Source organism: Micromonospora polyrhachis, from assembly GCF_014203835.1.
Classification (GTDB): domain Bacteria; phylum Actinomycetota; class Actinomycetes; order Mycobacteriales; family Micromonosporaceae; genus Micromonospora_H; species Micromonospora_H polyrhachis.
In genome coordinates, this window is the sequence record NZ_JACHJW010000001.1 from 1,612,771 (window position 1) to 1,628,809 (window position 16,039).

General features: G+C 69.9%; 11 protein-coding genes. 4 read left to right on the top strand and 7 right to left on the bottom strand.

Annotated features, from left to right (window positions below):
- Positions 1 to 151 precede the first annotated feature (151 nt).
- Entirely contained in the window at positions 152 to 1,012 is an 861-nt protein-coding gene (locus tag FHR38_RS06525; protein WP_184533686.1) for an FAD:protein FMN transferase, read from the top strand.
- Between the two features lie 317 nt (positions 1,013 to 1,329).
- On the opposite strand, the gene FHR38_RS06530 is transcribed toward FHR38_RS06525, so the two are convergent.
- Complete coding sequence (locus FHR38_RS06530) at positions 1,330 to 2,481, bottom strand: epoxide hydrolase family protein (RefSeq protein ID WP_184533688.1); 1,152 nt, start codon at positions 2,479 to 2,481, stop codon at positions 1,330 to 1,332.
- A 62-nt stretch (positions 2,482 to 2,543) separates the two neighbouring features.
- Between FHR38_RS06530 and FHR38_RS06535 the strand changes: the two genes are divergently transcribed.
- Positions 2,544 to 3,500: a helix-turn-helix transcriptional regulator gene (locus FHR38_RS06535; RefSeq protein WP_184533690.1), complete on the top strand. Its 957-nt coding sequence runs from the start codon at positions 2,544 to 2,546 to the stop codon at positions 3,498 to 3,500.
- Positions 3,501 to 3,603: 103 nt separating this feature from the next.
- Positions 3,604 to 3,960 (top strand): hypothetical protein, encoded by a 357-nt coding sequence (locus FHR38_RS06540; protein ID WP_184533692.1) that lies wholly within the window; start codon positions 3,604 to 3,606, stop codon positions 3,958 to 3,960.
- Between the two features lie 77 nt (positions 3,961 to 4,037).
- Here the strand turns inward: FHR38_RS06540 and serA are convergent, their stop codons facing one another.
- From serA to FHR38_RS06570, 6 genes are all read right to left on the bottom strand, one after another.
- Positions 4,038 to 5,636 carry a phosphoglycerate dehydrogenase gene (serA, locus tag FHR38_RS06545; RefSeq protein ID WP_184533694.1) on the bottom strand — a complete coding sequence of 533 codons (1,599 nt, stop codon included), beginning with the start codon at positions 5,634 to 5,636 and terminating at the stop codon, positions 4,038 to 4,040.
- Between the two features lie 222 nt (positions 5,637 to 5,858).
- The gene (gene mpgS, locus FHR38_RS06550; protein WP_184533696.1) at positions 5,859 to 7,082 is read right to left on the bottom strand and encodes a mannosyl-3-phosphoglycerate synthase; all 1,224 of its coding nucleotides are present in this window, start codon (positions 7,080 to 7,082) and stop codon (positions 5,859 to 5,861) included.
- Positions 7,083 to 7,261: 179 nt separating this feature from the next.
- Entirely contained in the window at positions 7,262 to 8,275 is a 1,014-nt protein-coding gene (ilvC, locus tag FHR38_RS06555; RefSeq protein WP_184533698.1) for a ketol-acid reductoisomerase, read from the bottom strand.
- 113 nt (positions 8,276 to 8,388) lie between these two features.
- Positions 8,389 to 8,904, bottom strand: coding sequence for an acetolactate synthase small subunit (gene ilvN / locus FHR38_RS06560; protein ID WP_184533700.1), 516 nt, complete (start codon positions 8,902 to 8,904; stop codon positions 8,389 to 8,391).
- A gap of 73 nt (positions 8,905 to 8,977) precedes the next feature.
- Positions 8,978 to 10,906, bottom strand: a complete 1,929-nt coding sequence (locus FHR38_RS06565) for an acetolactate synthase large subunit (protein WP_184533702.1) — start codon at positions 10,904 to 10,906, stop codon at positions 8,978 to 8,980.
- A gap of 245 nt (positions 10,907 to 11,151) precedes the next feature.
- On the bottom strand, positions 11,152 to 13,584 hold the full coding sequence (locus tag FHR38_RS06570; protein WP_376771387.1) for a putative bifunctional diguanylate cyclase/phosphodiesterase: 2,433 nt from the start codon (positions 13,582 to 13,584) through the stop codon (positions 11,152 to 11,154).
- Positions 13,585 to 13,762: 178 nt separating this feature from the next.
- On the opposite strand from FHR38_RS06570, the gene ilvD reads away from it, so the two are divergent.
- On the top strand, positions 13,763 to 15,610 hold the full coding sequence (ilvD, locus tag FHR38_RS06575) for a dihydroxy-acid dehydratase (RefSeq protein WP_184533704.1): 1,848 nt from the start codon (positions 13,763 to 13,765) through the stop codon (positions 15,608 to 15,610).
- The last annotated feature ends 429 nt before the right edge of the window (positions 15,611 to 16,039 follow it).

Consider the following 16,039-nt stretch of genomic DNA (forward strand, 5'->3'; position numbering starts at 1 on the left):
GATTCTCCCGAAATGTGGGAAGTGTCAAGTACAGGACTTTGCCAGGCGACACCCATGGGCTGGTCATGTTGCCGCCCTATGGTGTAACTGACCGTTCCCGGACGGCCACAACATCCGTACCGGGCGGGAAGTTGCCAGAGAGGGCCCGTAGATGCTCATCCACCAGGCGAACCGGCCCCGATCGGGGGACCGGGCGGTACCGCCGTCCGGCCGGGGGACCATACCCGACCTGCGGCTCGGTGCCAGATCAGCACCACCCGGCGAACGATCGGACGGCTCACCAGCCGACCGGATCGTGGCGCGACACACCGTACCGACCTCCACCACCGAGTTCTCGCTGGTGTTGAGCGCGCCGGCCGAGCTCGGCCGGCGGGGGATCGGGGAGGCACTGCGGGACGCGGTCGCCGAGTTGCGGGCGATCGACCTCACCTACAGCCCGGCCCGGCCCGGCAGCCTCGTGTCCCGACTACGTCGGGGCGAGATCAGCGCCGACTCCTACCCGCCACTGGCCGACATCGTGGCCCGGTGCGCGGCGATGCGGGCCGCCACCGACGGTTGGTTCGACGCCTGGGCGGTGCCCGGCGGCTTCGACCCGGGTGGCCTGCTCAACGGCTGGGCGGTGGAGCGGGCCGCTGCCCGACTACGTGCCGCCGGGATCGGCGACTACGCCGTGTTCAGCGGGGCCGACGTGGTCGTACGCGGACACGCACCACACGGCGGCCCGTGGCGGATCGCCCTGCACCACCCGACCGAAAGTCACCGGCCGCCGATGATGCTGGAGATGACCGCTGGCGCGGTCGGCACCTCGGGCGTCACCGGCCGCCGGGACCATGTGGTGGACCCACACACCGGCAAGCCGGTAAACCACTTCCTCGCCGCCACGGTGACCGGCCCCGACCTGGCCGTGGCCGACGCGTACGCCACCGCGTTGTTCGCCGCCGGCCCGGCCGGACTCGACGGGTTCCCCACCACCGACGGCTATCGGGTGCTCTTCGCCACCACCACGGAATAGGACCATCGCCCAACAGGCAGCCGGCAGGTGGGTCATCGGGTGACCGGCCGATGGTCGAGAGACAGCTGACCGTCGCTCGCCGTCCACAGCGGACGTTCTAATCGGAGACATGACCAGGCCCTCACGGTTGCGGCAACGACCGTGAGGGCCGGATCAGACGGGTGCGCGTGGCTCGCGCACGCGAACTGCCGATCACCCGACGCTGGCGCCGCGCCTCATCACCCGAAGACGAGCCCGCGCCCGGGGAACTCGCCGGGTAACCGCGTCGCCACGCTATCGACTGGCGATGACGGGGCGCAAGATCTCAGGCTGTCGGATCAACCACCGGATCCCACCTGCCGGAAGAATTCCCGGATGTCCGTCACCAGTAGACCCGGCGCCTGGAGCGAGGCGAAGTGCCCGCCCCGATCGAACTCCGACCAGTGCGTGACGTTGTTCGACAGCTCCGCCAGGCCGCGGAGGGCCCGGTCGCCGAGGAAGTTCGCCACCCCCGTCGGGACCGGCGAGGACGCGGGACGCTCCCCCCACCCCTCCGCACCGGCCTCGCGATAGATCCGGGCCGCCGAACCGGCGGTGCCCGTCAGCCAGAAGATGGACACGTTGCTGAGAATGGCGTCCCGGTCGACCGGGGTCCTCTCGCTCGTCGTCGGATCCCAGTCCACAAACCACTCCAGGTTCCAGGCGAGCTGCCCGGCGGGCGAGTCGTTGAGCGCGTACGCCAGGGTCTGCGGCCGGGTGGACATCTGGGTGGCATAGCCGGAGTGCTCGTACCACCACATCTCCTGCTCCTGTGCCAGCTTCCGCTCGGCCTCGGAGAGCTTGTCCAGGTCGCTCGGGTCGGTCGGCACCGAGGCGTTGGCCAGCGCGTTGACGTGCACCCCGATGACCTCGTCCGGGGCGACCCGGCCCAACTCCGGCGAGACGATGCTGCCGAAGTCCCCGCCCTGGGCCCCGTAGCGCTGGTAGCCCAGGCCACGCATCAGCTCCGCCCAGGCGCGGGCGGTCCGGTTCGACCCCCAGCCGGTGTCCCGGGTCGGCCCGGAGAACGCGAACCCGGGCACCGAGGGCACGACGAGATGGAAGGCGTCGGCCGGATCGGCACCGTGCGCCCTCGGGTCGGTGAGTGGGCCGATGACGTCGAGAAAGTCGTACACGGTGCTTGGCCAGCCGTGCGTCATGATCAGCGGAGTGGCGTCCGACTCCGGTGAGCGCACGTGCAGGAAGTGGATGTTCTGGCCGTCGATCGTGGTGGTGAACTGCGGGAACTCGTTCAGCCGCGCCTCGTGGCGACGCCAGTCGTAGCCGGAACGCCAGTAGCCCACCAACTCGACGAGGTAGTCCTTGTTGATCCCGTACGACCAGCCCACCCCGGGCAGTTCGTCGGGCCAGCGGGTCTTCGCCAGCCGGTCCCGCAGGTCGTCCAGGTCAGACTCGGCGATCTCCACCCGGAAGGGTTGCGTGTTTTCCATACCGCACAGCCTGGAACCGATCTAGGACAGATACGTTCCTAGTCGGCTGTCATCGTGAACCTATGTTGGCAACCTCCGCCCGCCTGCTCCGACTGCTGTCGCTGCTCCAACTGCATCGTGACTGGTCCGGCACCGAGCTGGCCGAACGCATGGGGGTGACCAGCCGGACCGTACGCCGCGATGTCGAACGGCTCCGGGAGCTGGGCTATCCCATCCACGCCTCGATGGGCACGACCGGCGGCTACCGGCTGGGCAGCGGCTCCTCCCTGCCCCCGCTGCTGCTCGACGACGAGGAGGCGGTGGCGGTCGCCATCGGGCTGCACACCGGTGCGGTGGGTGCGGTGGCCGACATCGAGGACGCGTCGGCCCGCGCGTTGACCAAGGTGGAGCAGGTGCTGCCGGCCCGGCTGCGGTATCGGGTGGGTGCCCTGGCAGAGGCACTGGTGACGATGCCGTCCCGCGACGGCCCGACCGTGGACGCGGCCGGGCTCACCTCGTTCTCCGCGGCGATCCGCGCCGCCGAGACGCTGCGCTTCGACTACGTCGACCACCACGGGACCGAATCCCGCCGGGACGTCGAGCCGCACCGGCTCGTGGTCTGGGGACGACGGTGGTACCTGGTCGGGTGGGACGTCGGACGGGCGGACTGGCGTACCTTCCGGGTCGACCGGATAACCCGGCGGACCCCCAACGGGCCCCGGTTCACCCCCCGCGAGCCGCCCGACGGTGATGTGACGGCATACCTGCGTCGGACGATGGTCTTCGACATGTGGCCGTACCGGGCCCGGATCCGGTTGCACGTGTCCGCGGCGGAGATCGCCGGACGGGTCGACGGGGTCGTGACCGCGATCGACGACCGGACCTGTCGGGTGGACCTGGCCACGGACTCGTTCGACATGGTGGCGTTCGTGCTGGCCATGCTCGACGTCGAGTTCGAGGTCGAGTCGCCGCCGGAACTCGCCCAGCACCTCCACCGGCTCGCCGGGCGCTTCACCCGAGGTGCCGGGCCGAGACGCTGACATCGTCCAGATTCGGCACCCACCGAACTCCGAAGACGATTCGGACCGCGTGTTGCCCAGGGTAGGCGTCACGCCGGGCCGGCGGGATGGCACGCTATCGCGCGTGACTTTCGATCTGGTCGTGTGGGCTCTGGAGGCCGGAGCCCCGGCAGCGAACGTACGAGCGGCCCACGAACGGTGCCGACAGGGGCAACACCTCCAGAGTGCACCCGATCCCCGGCTGGTGTCGTTCTACCGGGCGATCACCGCACGCTATCCGGACCGGCCGCCCCGGCCCGGCACCCCGTGGGCGGTGCTCCCCCTGCACACCGCCGCGGACCACATCGAGATGAACCTCACCGAGTCCTGCCCCGACCAGGTACTGCTGGACATCGAGCGGCTCGCCGCCACACACGGTCTGCTCCTCTTCGACCCGCAGGACGGCTCGGTCTATCCGCCCCCCGCACCGGTGGCGCGCTGACCCACCACCGACCCGTCCCTACCGACCACAAAGGGGCCCGGCCGAATGGCCGGGCCCCTTCGCCTGATCGCCGGTTCCTACTCGTCGCGCAGGTCCGCGGTGCTGGCGGCGACCGCGCCGACCGAGTCGGCCGCCGAGGCGAGCAGGTCGACGCCGACGGCCGAGTCGACGGTCAACGTCATCAGCGCCTCACCGCCGGCCTCCCGACGGGCCACCTGCATCGAGGCGATGTTGATGCCGGCCTCGCCGATGATCGAGCCGACCGTGCCGACGACGCCCGGCCGGTCCGCGTAGCGCAGGAACAGCAGGATGCCCTCGGCACCGATCTCCAGGCCGAAGCCGTCGACCTCGGTGAGCTTGACGACGTCCCGGGTGCCGGTGGTGACCACCGTGCCGGAGACGCTCACCGTACGACCGTCCGGCAGCGCGCCCCGGACGGTGACCAGGTTGGGGTGGTCGACCGTCTCGGCGGTGGTGGTCAGCTCGATCGCGACCCCCCGATCGGCGGCCAGGTGCGGCGCGTTGACGTAGGTCACCTGCTCCTCGACCACCGAGGTGAACAGGCCCTTGGTGGCGGCCAGCTTCAGCACCGACACGTCGTGGGCCACGATCTCGCCGCGTACCTCGACGGTGACGCTGGCGGCGACCCCACCGGCCACGGCGGTGAAGACCTTGCCCAGCTTCTCGGCCAGCGGCAGCAGCGGGCGTACGTCCTCGGCGACGACCCCGCCGACCTGCACGTTGACCGCGTCCGGCACGAACTCGCCCTGGAGCGCCAGCTTGACGCTGCGGGCCACGGCGAGACCGGCCTTGTCCTGCGCCTCAGCGGTCGAGGCACCGAGGTGCGGGGTGGCCACCACGTTGTCGAAGGCGAACAGCGGCGAGGAGGTGCACGGCTCCTTGGCGTACACGTCGACCCCGGCACCGGCGACCCGGCCCTCGGCGATCGCGTTGGCCAGCGCCTGCTCGTCGACCAGGCCGCCCCGGGCGGCGTTGATGATCCGCACCTCGGGCTTGACCAGCGCCAGTTCCTTCTCGCCGATCAGGCCGACCGTCTCCGGGGTCTTCGGCAGGTGGATGGAGATGAAGTCGCTCTCCCGCAGCAGCTCCTCCAAGCCGACCAGGCGTACGCCGAGCTGGGCCGCGCGGGCCGGCTGGATGTACGGGTCGTAGGCGATCAGCCGGGTGCCGAAGGCGGCGATGCGCTGGGCGAAGAGCACCCCGATGCGGCCCAGGCCGACCACACCGACGGTCTTGCCCTGCAACTCCACGCCGGTGTACTTGGACCGCTTCCACTCCCCCGCCTTCAGCGCCGCGCTGGCGCTGGCGGTGTTGCGCGCCACGGCGAGCAGCAGGGCCACGGCCTGCTCGGCGGCGGAGACGATGTTGGAGGTCGGGGCGTTGACCACCATCACGCCACGGGCGGTGGCGGCGGGCACCTCGACGTTGTCCAGGCCGACCCCGGCCCGGGCGACCACCTTCAGGCGGGGTGCGGCGGCGACCGCCTCCGCGTCGATCTGGGTGGCACTGCGCACGATGACGGCGTCCGCCTCGGCGAGTGCGGCGAGCAGGGCCGGGCGGTCGGTTCCGTCGACGTGACGTACGTCGAAGTCATGCGCCAGTACGTCGATGGCGGCGGGAGCGAGTTCTTCAGCGATCAGTACGACAGGAGTCATCGTTCCTCGTAAGTTCGGCAGTGGCAGGTACTGCGGCGAAGGGGCGCCGCGCTGCGCCCTACGCTCCTCCGTGTGGCGGTCCGGCGGGGCCGGATGCGACCTACCCCGCGATCGTAGGCGTAACGACTACGGACCATGGCTCTCCATTCGGCGTGAGTGCCCTCACAAACCAGACCTAATGCCCTTGTCACGACCTGTTTCCGACGGTAAGCGTGTCGCCCCTCACGCCCGGCGTGTCCATACTCTGGACCCCTCCACCGTCGAGTGACCGCCGATCTTGCACAGCGTCTCGGCCTCGGTGTCCAACTGGTCGCGGAGCAGGTCCAGTTCGAGCGAGCCGACCGGTGGATAGATCCGCTCCCGGGGTGGTTCCGCGCCGGGCGCCAGTGCCCCCTGGGCCACCATGAACTCGACGATCGCCGCGCGTACCGCAGGCAGGGTCACCGGGGAGTGGTAGAGCACGTTCAACGCCTGTAGGCGCATGCCCTGGACGTGTTCCTCGCCCTTGTTGTCGTGGAAGTGCGGATTACGCGTCTCGATCTGCAACACCGGCACCGAACTCGCCATCACCTCCGGCTGCGCCGCCGTGTCGAGCACCCCGCCGAACTGCTCGAACAGGTCGACGTACTCGAAGGGTTCGACGGCGAACCCACCGGCGAGCCGCAGCCGCAGACCGAGGTCGAGACTGAGCGCATGCTCCCCGGCGTTGCCGGTGGCGATGACCTCGGTGCCGAAGCCGGAGTACTCGGCGATCAACCGGTTGAGGAACCCGTTGGTGATCTCGGAGCTGCGGCCACGCCGGCTGAAGAAGAGACGGCCGTCACGCAGCTTGGGCTTGGAGTGCCAGGAGATCCGAACCATCGCGTACGGATTGTCCGCCAGGTGCAGGCCGGCGGCGTAGACCTTGACGTACTCGTGCACCGCCCCGGGAACGTAGTTGTCGGCGTCGATGTAGCCCAGGTAGCGTCGCCCGGTCAGGGCCGCCACCGCCATGCCGACCAGCATCGCCTCGCCCTTACCGGAGCGGACCAGCCCGTCGTCGCCGATCAGCTCGGGCATGCCGGCCGACTTGAAGGCGGCGGCGAGTCCCGGATCCCGCTGGTGCACCGTCACCGCCGGCCGATCCGCCAACCGGCAGAACTGCTCGACGGTCTGCGCCTCGATCTCGTACCGGTCGACCGGGTGTCGGGAACTGTTGGAAACGAGCACGATCAGACAATCCTGGGGTATCCCGGAGAGCACTCCCTCAATTACCCGACGCGTCTCGTTCATGCAGGGAATGACGATGACCATTTCCCGCTCGATCGCCCGGATGGCATCGTGCGACACGACGCCATCGTCCACCGCACCTCGGGCATCTCCCGAGTCGAGCTGGATGACGCGCTGAAGCTCGTGGATACGTACGGCGCCGAAGCGCTCGGTGCGGTGCGACTGCTCCAAACGCATGCGGCGACATTACCCGAATGGCTCGATGACCAGCCGCGATCAGCATGGCATTCATCGACGCAATGGTGTGGTGTCGAGCGGCCGGAATCCGAGGACGGTTTTCCACAGCCGCCCACCGCGCGCCCGGCACCCGTACCCGGGGCCGGAACAGACCCCGGGTACGGGCGGACAGAAGAAGGTCAGGCGGTCTCGGTGATCGGCCGGTCGACCCAGCTCATCATGTCCCGCAGCTTCTTGCCGGTCTCCTCGATCGGGTGCGCCGCGCCCTCGGCCCGCATCTTGGTGAAGTTGGGCCGACCCGCGTCGTCCTCGGCGATCAGCTCGCGGGTGAACTCACCCGACTGGATCTCGCTGAGGATCTTGCGCATCTCCTCCTTGACCCGGGCGTCCACCACGCGCGGGCCCCGGGTGTAGTCGCCGTACTCGGCGGTGTCGGAGACGCTGTACCGCATCCGGGCGATGCCGCCCTCGTACATCAGGTCGACGATCAGCTTCAGCTCGTGCAGGCACTCGAAGTAGGCGATCTCCGGGGCGTAGCCGGCCTCGGTGAGCACCTCGAACCCGGTCTGCACCAGCGCCGCCGCACCACCGCAGAGGACCGCCTGCTCGCCGAAGAGGTCGGTCTCGGTCTCCTCCTTGAAGGTGGTCCTGATGACGCCGGCCCGGGTGCCGCCGATGGCCTTGGCGTACGCGAGCGCCAGGGCGAGTGCGTTGCCGGTGGCGTCCTGCTCGACGGCGACCAGCGCCGGCACACCCTTGCCGTCGACGTACTGGCGGCGGACCAGGTGACCCGGGCCCTTCGGGGCGACCATCGCCACGTCCACGTCGGCGGGCGGGGTGATCAGGCCGTACCGGATGTTCAGGCCGTGGCCGAAGAACAGCGCCTTGCCGGCGGTGAGGTTGGGCGCGATCGCGTCGGCGTAGAGCGAGCGCTGCACCGTGTCCGGCGCCAGCACCATGATCACGTCGGCCTCGGCCGCCGCGTCGGCCGGCGTCAGCACCCGCAGGCCCTGCTCCTGCGCCTTGGCCCGGCTCTTGGAGCCCTCCGGCAGACCGATCACGACCTCGACACCGGAGTCACGCAGCGAGAGGGCGTGGGCGTGCCCCTGGCTGCCGTACCCCAGCACCGCGACCTTCTTGGCCTGGATGAGTGCCAGGTCGGCGTCGTCGTCGTAGTACACCTCAACGGACATTGTTTCCCTTTCCTGCGGCGGCCCGGTGGCCCGCCGAACCCGATGGCGGCGCGGAGCGCCGTGACCTATCCGACGCGCAGCGTCGTGACCTGTGCGAGGCGCAGCGTGGTGCCCTATGCGGCGCGCAGCGCCGTGCCGGTGGTGATCGAACGTGAGCCGCGACCGATGGCCACCGTGCCGGACTGCACCATCTCCTTGATGCCGAACGGTTCGAGGTCGCGCAGCAGCGCGTCCAGCTTGTCGGCGGTGCCGGTCGCCTCGATGGTGAGGGTGTCCGGTGCGACGTCCACGACCCGGGCCCGGAAGAGGTTGACCGTCTCCAGGACCTGCGCCCGGGTCGCCCGGTCGGCCCGGACCTTGACCAGCAGCAGCTCGCGGGCGACCGACACCGCCGGATCCAGCTCTACGATCTTCAGTACGTTGACCAGCTTGTTGAGCTGCTTGGTCACCTGCTCCAGCGGGGAGGAGTCGGCGTTGACCACGATCGTGATGCGGGAGACCTCGGGGTTCTCGGTCTCCCCGACCGCGAGCGAGTCGATGTTGAAGCTCCGGCGGGAGAACAACCCACTCACCCGGGCCAGGACACCCGGCTTGTTCTCCACCAACACGGAGAGCGTGTGCGTCGTCATCAGGACATCTTCCTCGTCGTTTCGAGTGCCACCCGGTTCATCCGTTCCCCCGTGTCCGTACCGGACCGGCGCATCAGAGGTTCTCGTCGTCGTCGAAGGCGGGCCGGACCCCACGGGCGAACATGATCTCGTCGTTGCTGGTCCCGGCGGCCACCATCGGCCACACCATCGCGTCCTTGCCCACCACAAAGTCGATCACGACCGGCGCGTCGTTGATCGCCATCGCGGCCTCGATGGTCTTGTCCACGTCGGCGGCGCTCTCGCAGCGCAGGCCGACGCAGCCCAGCGCCTCGGCGAGCTTGACGAAGTCCGGGATGCGGTGCTTGTGGGTGCCCAGCTCGGTGTTGGAGTAGCGCTCCCCGTAGAACAGGGTCTGCCACTGCCGCACCATGCCCAGGTTGCCGTTGTTGATCACGGCGATCTTGACCGGGATGCCCTCCAGGGCACAGGTCGCCAGCTCCTGGTTGGTCATCTGGAAGCAGCCGTCGCCGTCGACCGCCCAGACGGTGGTCTCCGGCTTGCCGACCTTGGCCCCCATGGCTGCCGGCACGGCGTAGCCCATCGTTCCGGCACCGCCGGAGTTGAGCCAGGTCTGCGGCTTCTCGTAGGAGATGAACTGCGAGGCCCACATCTGGTGCTGACCCACACCGGCCACGTAGATCGCGTCCGGCCCGACGATCTCGCCCAGCCGCTTGATCACGTACTGCGGGGCGAGGGTGCCGTCCGCCGGCTCCTCGTAGCCCAGCGGGTAACGGTCCCGCAGGTCGTTGAGCTGGCTCCACCAGTCGCCACGGTCGTTCGGTCCGGTGGCGGCCTGCTCCGCCGTCACCGCCGTGATCAGCTCCTCGATGACGTACCGGGCGTCGCCGACGATCGGCACGTCCACCGCCCGGTTCTTGCCGATCTCCGCCGGGTCGATGTCGGCGTGCACGATCGCGGCACCGGGCGCGAACGACTCGACCTGGCCGGTCACCCGGTCGTCGAACCGGGCCCCGAGCGCCACGATCAGGTCGGACTTCTGAAGGCCGTAGACCGCGGCCACCGTGCCGTGCATGCCGGGCATGCCCAGGTGCTGCGGGTGCGAGTCCGGGAACGCACCCCGGGCCATCAGCGTGGTGACCACCGGAACGCCGGTCAACTCGGCCAGCCGGCGCAGCGCCTCGGTGGCCCCGGCCTTGAGCACCCCACCCCCGACGTAGAGGACCGGCCGGCGCGCGGTGGTGATCAGGCGGGCCGCCTCACGGATCTGCTTGCCGTGCGGGTGCAGTGTCGGGCGGTAGCCGGGCAGGTCCAGCACCGGCGGCCAGTTGAACGTCGTCTTGGCCTGGAGCACGTCCTTGGGGATGTCGACCAGGACCGGGCCGGGACGGCCGGTGGCCGCCAGGTGGAACGCCTCGGCCAGGACCTGCGGGATCTCCTCGGGGGTACGGATGAGGAAGTTGTGCTTGGTGATGGGCAGGGTGATCCCCTGGATGTCCGCCTCCTGGAAGGCGTCGGTGCCGATCATCGGGCGGGCCACCTGCCCGGTGATCGCCACGATCGGCACCGAGTCCATGTACGCGTCGGCGATCGGGGTCACCAGGTTGGTCGCGCCCGGACCGGAGGTGGCGATGCAGACACCCACCTTGCCGGTGGCCTGGGCGTAGCCGGTCGCCGCGTGCCCGGCCCCCTGCTCGTGCCGGACCAGGATGTGCCGCACCGACGAGTCGTACAGCGGGTCGTAGGCCGGCAGGATCGCCCCGCCCGGAATGCCGAACGCCACCTCGACGCCGAGCGCCTCGAGCGACCGCACGAGCGAACCCGCACCGGAGACCTGGAGCGGGCCCGTCGCCCGTACGGCTGGGGTCTGCGCCGCCGTCCCCGCGCTGGTGGCGGGGGTCGGCGCGGCGGTCGGATCGGGCTGGTTGCCGGAGGGGGCGGTGGTACCGGCCCCCTCGGTGGCGACGCCCCGGTTCCGCCGGACGGAGTTGGCGAGTGTCTCAGGGGTGGGTCTGCTGGTCATGGCGATTCAGGCCTTCGGCTCGGGTCGGTGGTGGTTCTGTGGGTGCAACGCGGGCGTTCCGCCCGCCCCGATGCGGTGTGACGATGCCAGTAGCGGTGACGATGCCAATAAAAAAGACCCACGTGCAGATGCACGGGGTCAGCGCACTCTCGAAGAGGAGAGTGCGCTCAGGGAAGTACTCGGAACGACCTGGTCGGTGACATGGGGCTAAGCCTGACGCATCTCACGCGATGAGTCAACTGATCTCACATCCTGGGCGGAAAAAGTCGCTGACCTGCGTCACCCTCCGGGTCGGCGGACGCCGACTGACCGCCCGAGGCGGTCTGGGCCGCGGTCATCCCGGCCGGCTGGTCCGGCGGTGTCCGAGTCGCCCCGTTCGGCGGGTCGGCGTGCTCCCACAGGTCGTCCGGCCCTTCGGAAAGCTGTCCCATCCGGGGCATCGGCACCGCCCGCGCGGCCGGCGAGGTCGCCGCCTCCAGCATCGCCTCCAGGTGTTCGGCCGGCACCCCCCAACCGAACAACTGGCCCTGGCCGAACCGGCAACCCGCACCGACGACCACGGCCAACTCCGTCGGGTTGGTCACCCCCTCGGCGATCACCTCCAACCCCAACTGGTGTCCGAGTCGCATCACCACGTCGACCATCGGGGCGAAGGGTCGACCGGGACGGGCCGGCGGGCGGTTCGCCCGAGGCTCCCGTTCCGCCACCAGACTGTGGTCGATCTTGAGAATGTCGATCGGCAGCCGATGCAACTGCCCCAGGGACGAATAGCCCGCCCCGAAATCGTCCAGGGCGATCCGTACCCCGGTCCGCCGCAACGCGGTCAGCCGGCGGATCAGCTCGTCCAGGTCGGTCGCCACCGCGTGCTCGGTGATCTCCAGGACGAGTCGCTGCGGGGGGACCCGGTGTGCCTGCAGCGCCTCGGCCACCTGCACCACGTACTCCGGGGCGTGCAACTCACGAGGAGAGACGTTGACCGACACCCAGACGTCGTGCCCGTCGGCCAGCCACAGGGACAACTGGTGGCAGGCCTGATGCAGCACCCAGCCGCCCAGCTTCGCGATCATCCCGCACTCCTCGGCGAGCGGGATGAACTCGTCGGGACGTACCCGGCCCAGCTCCGGGTGACTCCAGCGCAGCAGCGCCTCCGCACCGACCGGACGTACCGACGGCACCGCCACCACCGGCTGGAAGACCAGGCGCAGCTCGTCGCGCTCGATCGCCCCGCGCAGCTCGTGCTCCAACGTCGTACGCCGGCGCAGTAGTTGGTCGTAGGCGACGTCGTAGCGTTCGACCCGGTTCTTGCCGCGCTGCTTGGCGTAGCGCAGGGCGAGATCGGCGTTGCGCAGCAGCGTCTCGACGTCCGGTGCCGCCCCATCGTTGGTCATACCGATGCTGACCGACAGGAAGATCTGCCCCTCCGGCTGGTCGTACGGCTGGCTCAGCACGGCGAGCAGGCGCTCGGCGGCCCGCTGCGCCTCCGGTGGCCGGGCCCGCATGAGTACGGCGAACTCGTCACCGCCGAGCCGCGCGGCCACGTCACCGGGGCGCAGGTTGCCGCGCAGCCGCTGCCCCACCTCCACCAGCACCGCGTCCCCGACGTCGTGCCCGCGCATGTCGTTGACGTGCTTGAACCCGTCAAGATCCAATCCGAGCAGCGCCCGGGGAACACCGGGTGCCTCGTTGTGCAGGGACCGCAGCAGGCCGCGTCGGTTGGCCAACCCGGTCAGTGGGTCGGTGTGCGCCAGTTCGCGGAAGTGCGCCTCCCGCTCGACCAGTCGGCTGGCGTAGCCCCGGACGTCCCGCAGGGCGAAGTACTGCCGGGCCACCAGCGCGAAACCCTCCATGCTGCCGGCGACGATGCCGAAGATGTCGAAGGTGCCGCCGCGCAGCAGGTGGTAGATGGCGGAGACGGCCATCGCCGCCATCGGCAGTACGGCGTAGCCGCTGGCACCCCGCATCACGTCGAAGTCGACCGGGCCGGGGATGTTGTCACCGACCTTGCCGGCCAACATGATCAGCAACAGCCCGACCGGCAGTACGGCGGCACCGGTCACCGCCGTACCCGCTCCGCCCTGGCAGACGCCGGTCGCGAACGTCAGGCCGGCACCGGCCACCAGGGTGACGCCGGAGGCGAGCAGCACCATTCCGGAGCGGGGCCGCGACGACCGGATCACGACGATCGCGGCCAGCCCGACGATCTCCGCCGCCGTCATGGTGGCCAGCAGGGTGGGGGTGCAGCCGATCGGGGTGGCGTCGCCGAACAGCCGGGTCGGTTCGGAGAGCAGGACCCACCCGACGAACCACAGCGCGCTGGCGATCACCAGCCCGTCGAGGACGGTGCGTACCGCCGCGGCCGGGGTGTCGGCAACGCCCGGCAGCCGCAGCAGACCGGCGCAGAGCACCAGCCCGCTCACCGTCAACCCGATCGCCACCACCATGCTGAGCGAACCGCGTTGCGACTGCTGCTCGCCCCACCCTCCGGCGCCGAGCAGCATCCCGGTGAACCCGACGACCACGCTGAGGGTGACCAGCCCACCGCCGATGGCCAGCAGCCGGCGGGCGGGCAGCAGCCGCCCGGTCGGCCGGCGGGCCAAGGCGATCAGTGTGCCCGCGCCCAAGATCGCCGCGAGAGCGCTCACAGCCGCGCCAGCCACCATGCCCGAGGGGAGTTGCACGCATCAACTTTGCCGGATCCAGCCCGCGCGTGGGGGACCGGGTATCCGGCGAGTTCTCGCACCAGATGTCCGGGGGTTCTCGTACCAGTTGCCCGGGGTTCTCGTACCAGTTGTCCCGATGGATGGACGGGCGCGCTGCGGTTCGTCGACGACCGTGCCGTGGTGCCACACTTGTCGGATGCCTGACCTGCGGTCAAAGACCTCCACGCACGGCCGGACGATGGCCGGGGCCCGCGCACTGTGGCGGGCCACCGGGATGACCGACGACGACTTCGGCAAGCCCATCGTCGCCATCGCCAACAGCTTCACCCAGTTCGTACCCGGGCATGTGCACCTCAAGGACCTCGGCGGGCTGGTGGCCGACGCGGTGGCCGACGCCGGCGGGGTCGGTCGGGAGTTCAACACCATCGCCGTGGACGACGGCATCGCCATGGGCCACGGCGGCATGCTCTACTCGCTGCCCAGTCGCGAGCTGATCGCCGACGCCGTGGAATACATGGTCAACGCGCACTGCGCCGACGCGCTGGTCTGCATCTCCAACTGCGACAAGATCACGCCGGGCATGCTGCTGGCCGCGCTGCGGCTCAACATCCCCACCATCTTCGTCTCCGGCGGCCCGATGGAGGCCGGCAAGACGGTGGCGATCGAGGGCGTCGTCCACGACAAGATCGACCTGATCGACGCCATGACCGCCGCCGCCAACAACGCGGTCACCGAGGCGCAGCTCGACACCATCGAACGCTCGGCCTGCCCGACCTGCGGATCGTGCTCGGGCATGTTCACCGCCAACTCGATGAACTGCCTCGCCGAGGCGATCGGCCTGGCGCTGCCCGGCAACGGGTCGGCCCTGGCCACCCACGCCGCGCGCAAGTCGCTCTTCGTCGAGGCCGGACGCACCATCGTGGAGATCGCCAAGCGCTGGTACGACGGTGACGACGCCTCCGTACTACCCCGGTCGATCGCCAGCCGCTCCGCCTTCGAGAACGCCGTCGCGCTCGACGTGGCCATGGGCGGCTCCACCAACACCGTGCTGCACCTGCTGGCCGCCGCCCGGGAAGCAGAGCTCGACTTCGGCGTCGCCGACATCGACGCCATCTCCCGCCGGGTGCCATGCCTGGCCAAGGTGGCACCGAACAGCCCGAAATACCACATGGAGGACGTACACCGGGCCGGCGGCATCCCCGCTCTCCTCGGTGAGCTGGACCGGGCCGGGCTGCTGCACCGGGACGTGCAGTCGGTGCACTCCCCCACCCTGGAGAAGTGGCTGGCCGACTGGGACATCCGGAGCGGATCGGCCACCCCGGCGGCGATCGAGTTGTTCCACGCCGCCCCGGGCGGGGTACGCACCACCGAAGCCTTCTCCACCACCAACCGGTGGGCCACCCTGGACACCGACGCCGCCGAGGGCTGCATCCGGGACAGGGCGCACGCGTACACCGCCGACGGTGGGCTGGCCATCCTGCACGGCAACCTCGCCCCGGACGGCTGCGTGGTCAAGACCGCCGGTGTGCCCGAGGAGGTGTGGCGGTTCACCGGCCCAGCCAAGGTGTACGAGTCGCAGGAGGCCGCGGTCGAGGCGATCCTCGGCAAGCAGGTCGTCGCCGGGGACGTGGTAGTGATCCGCTACGAGGGCCCCAAGGGCGGGCCGGGCATGCAGGAGATGCTCTACCCCACCTCGTTCCTCAAGGGACGCGGCCTCGGTCGGGCCTGCGCCCTGATCACCGACGGCCGGTTCTCCGGCGGCACCTCCGGCCTCTCCATCGGGCACGTCTCCCCGGAGGCGGCCGGCGGTGGGCTGATCGCCCTGGTCGAGGAGGGCGACGAGATCGTCATCGACATCCCGGGCCGGTCGATCGAACTGAACGTGCCCGAGGACGTGCTGGACGCCCGGCGGATCGCCCAGGAGAAGCGGGACCGCCCGTACACGCCGGTGGACCGGCAGCGGCCCGTCTCCGCCGCCCTGCGCGCGTACGCCTCGATGGCCACCTCGGCCAGCGACGGCGCGTACCGCCGCGTCCCGGAGTGATGTTAGGAAACGGCCCCTTCCTGTGCAAAGAGCGATAGGAAGGGGGCCCTTCCCAACACCCTCAGTCAGTACGGGCCAGTCACGCCAGATCACGGAGCAGCACCACACCACAGGCAAGGATGAACCCTAGGACGACCAGGCCGATCCGCAGCCAGGGCACGTCACGAGCCGGCTTCACACCGATGGAGACCGACCCCGAGGCTTCCACCCATGATTAGGCAGCTGATGATGGCCAGAATCCGGTATCCCCAGCTCTCCTCAGACCACCAGGTAAATGCTCCGAACAGGGCTGCGGCGAGAAAGAGCGAGCTCAGCCCGATCAAGGGGTAGGCGAGTTGCCACCGCCACCAGGCGTGGTCAGCACCGCGCGGGTAAGCGGTTACTGGACGATGTCGTCGGTCATGTTCCCCTTCGGCAGCCGGCTGGTGT

Excerpts from the sequence above, each read along its gene's own strand:
- FHR38_RS06525 (WP_184533686.1), top strand. The coding sequence starts at position 152 with ATGCTCATCCACCAGGCGAACCGGCCCCGATCGGGGGACCGGGCGGTA.
- FHR38_RS06530 (WP_184533688.1), bottom strand. The coding sequence starts at position 2,481 with ATGGAAAACACGCAACCCTTCCGGGTGGAGATCGCCGAGTCTGACCTG.
- FHR38_RS06535 (WP_184533690.1), top strand. The coding sequence starts at position 2,544 with ATGTTGGCAACCTCCGCCCGCCTGCTCCGACTGCTGTCGCTGCTCCAA.
- serA (WP_184533694.1), bottom strand. The coding sequence starts at position 5,636 with ATGACTCCTGTCGTACTGATCGCTGAAGAACTCGCTCCCGCCGCCATC.
- mpgS (WP_184533696.1), bottom strand. The coding sequence starts at position 7,082 with ATGCGTTTGGAGCAGTCGCACCGCACCGAGCGCTTCGGCGCCGTACGT.
- ilvC (WP_184533698.1), bottom strand. The coding sequence starts at position 8,275 with ATGTCCGTTGAGGTGTACTACGACGACGACGCCGACCTGGCACTCATC.
- ilvN (WP_184533700.1), bottom strand. The coding sequence starts at position 8,904 with ATGACGACGCACACGCTCTCCGTGTTGGTGGAGAACAAGCCGGGTGTC.
- FHR38_RS06565 (WP_184533702.1), bottom strand. The coding sequence starts at position 10,906 with ATGACCAGCAGACCCACCCCTGAGACACTCGCCAACTCCGTCCGGCGG.
- ilvD (WP_184533704.1), top strand. The coding sequence starts at position 13,763 with ATGCCTGACCTGCGGTCAAAGACCTCCACGCACGGCCGGACGATGGCC.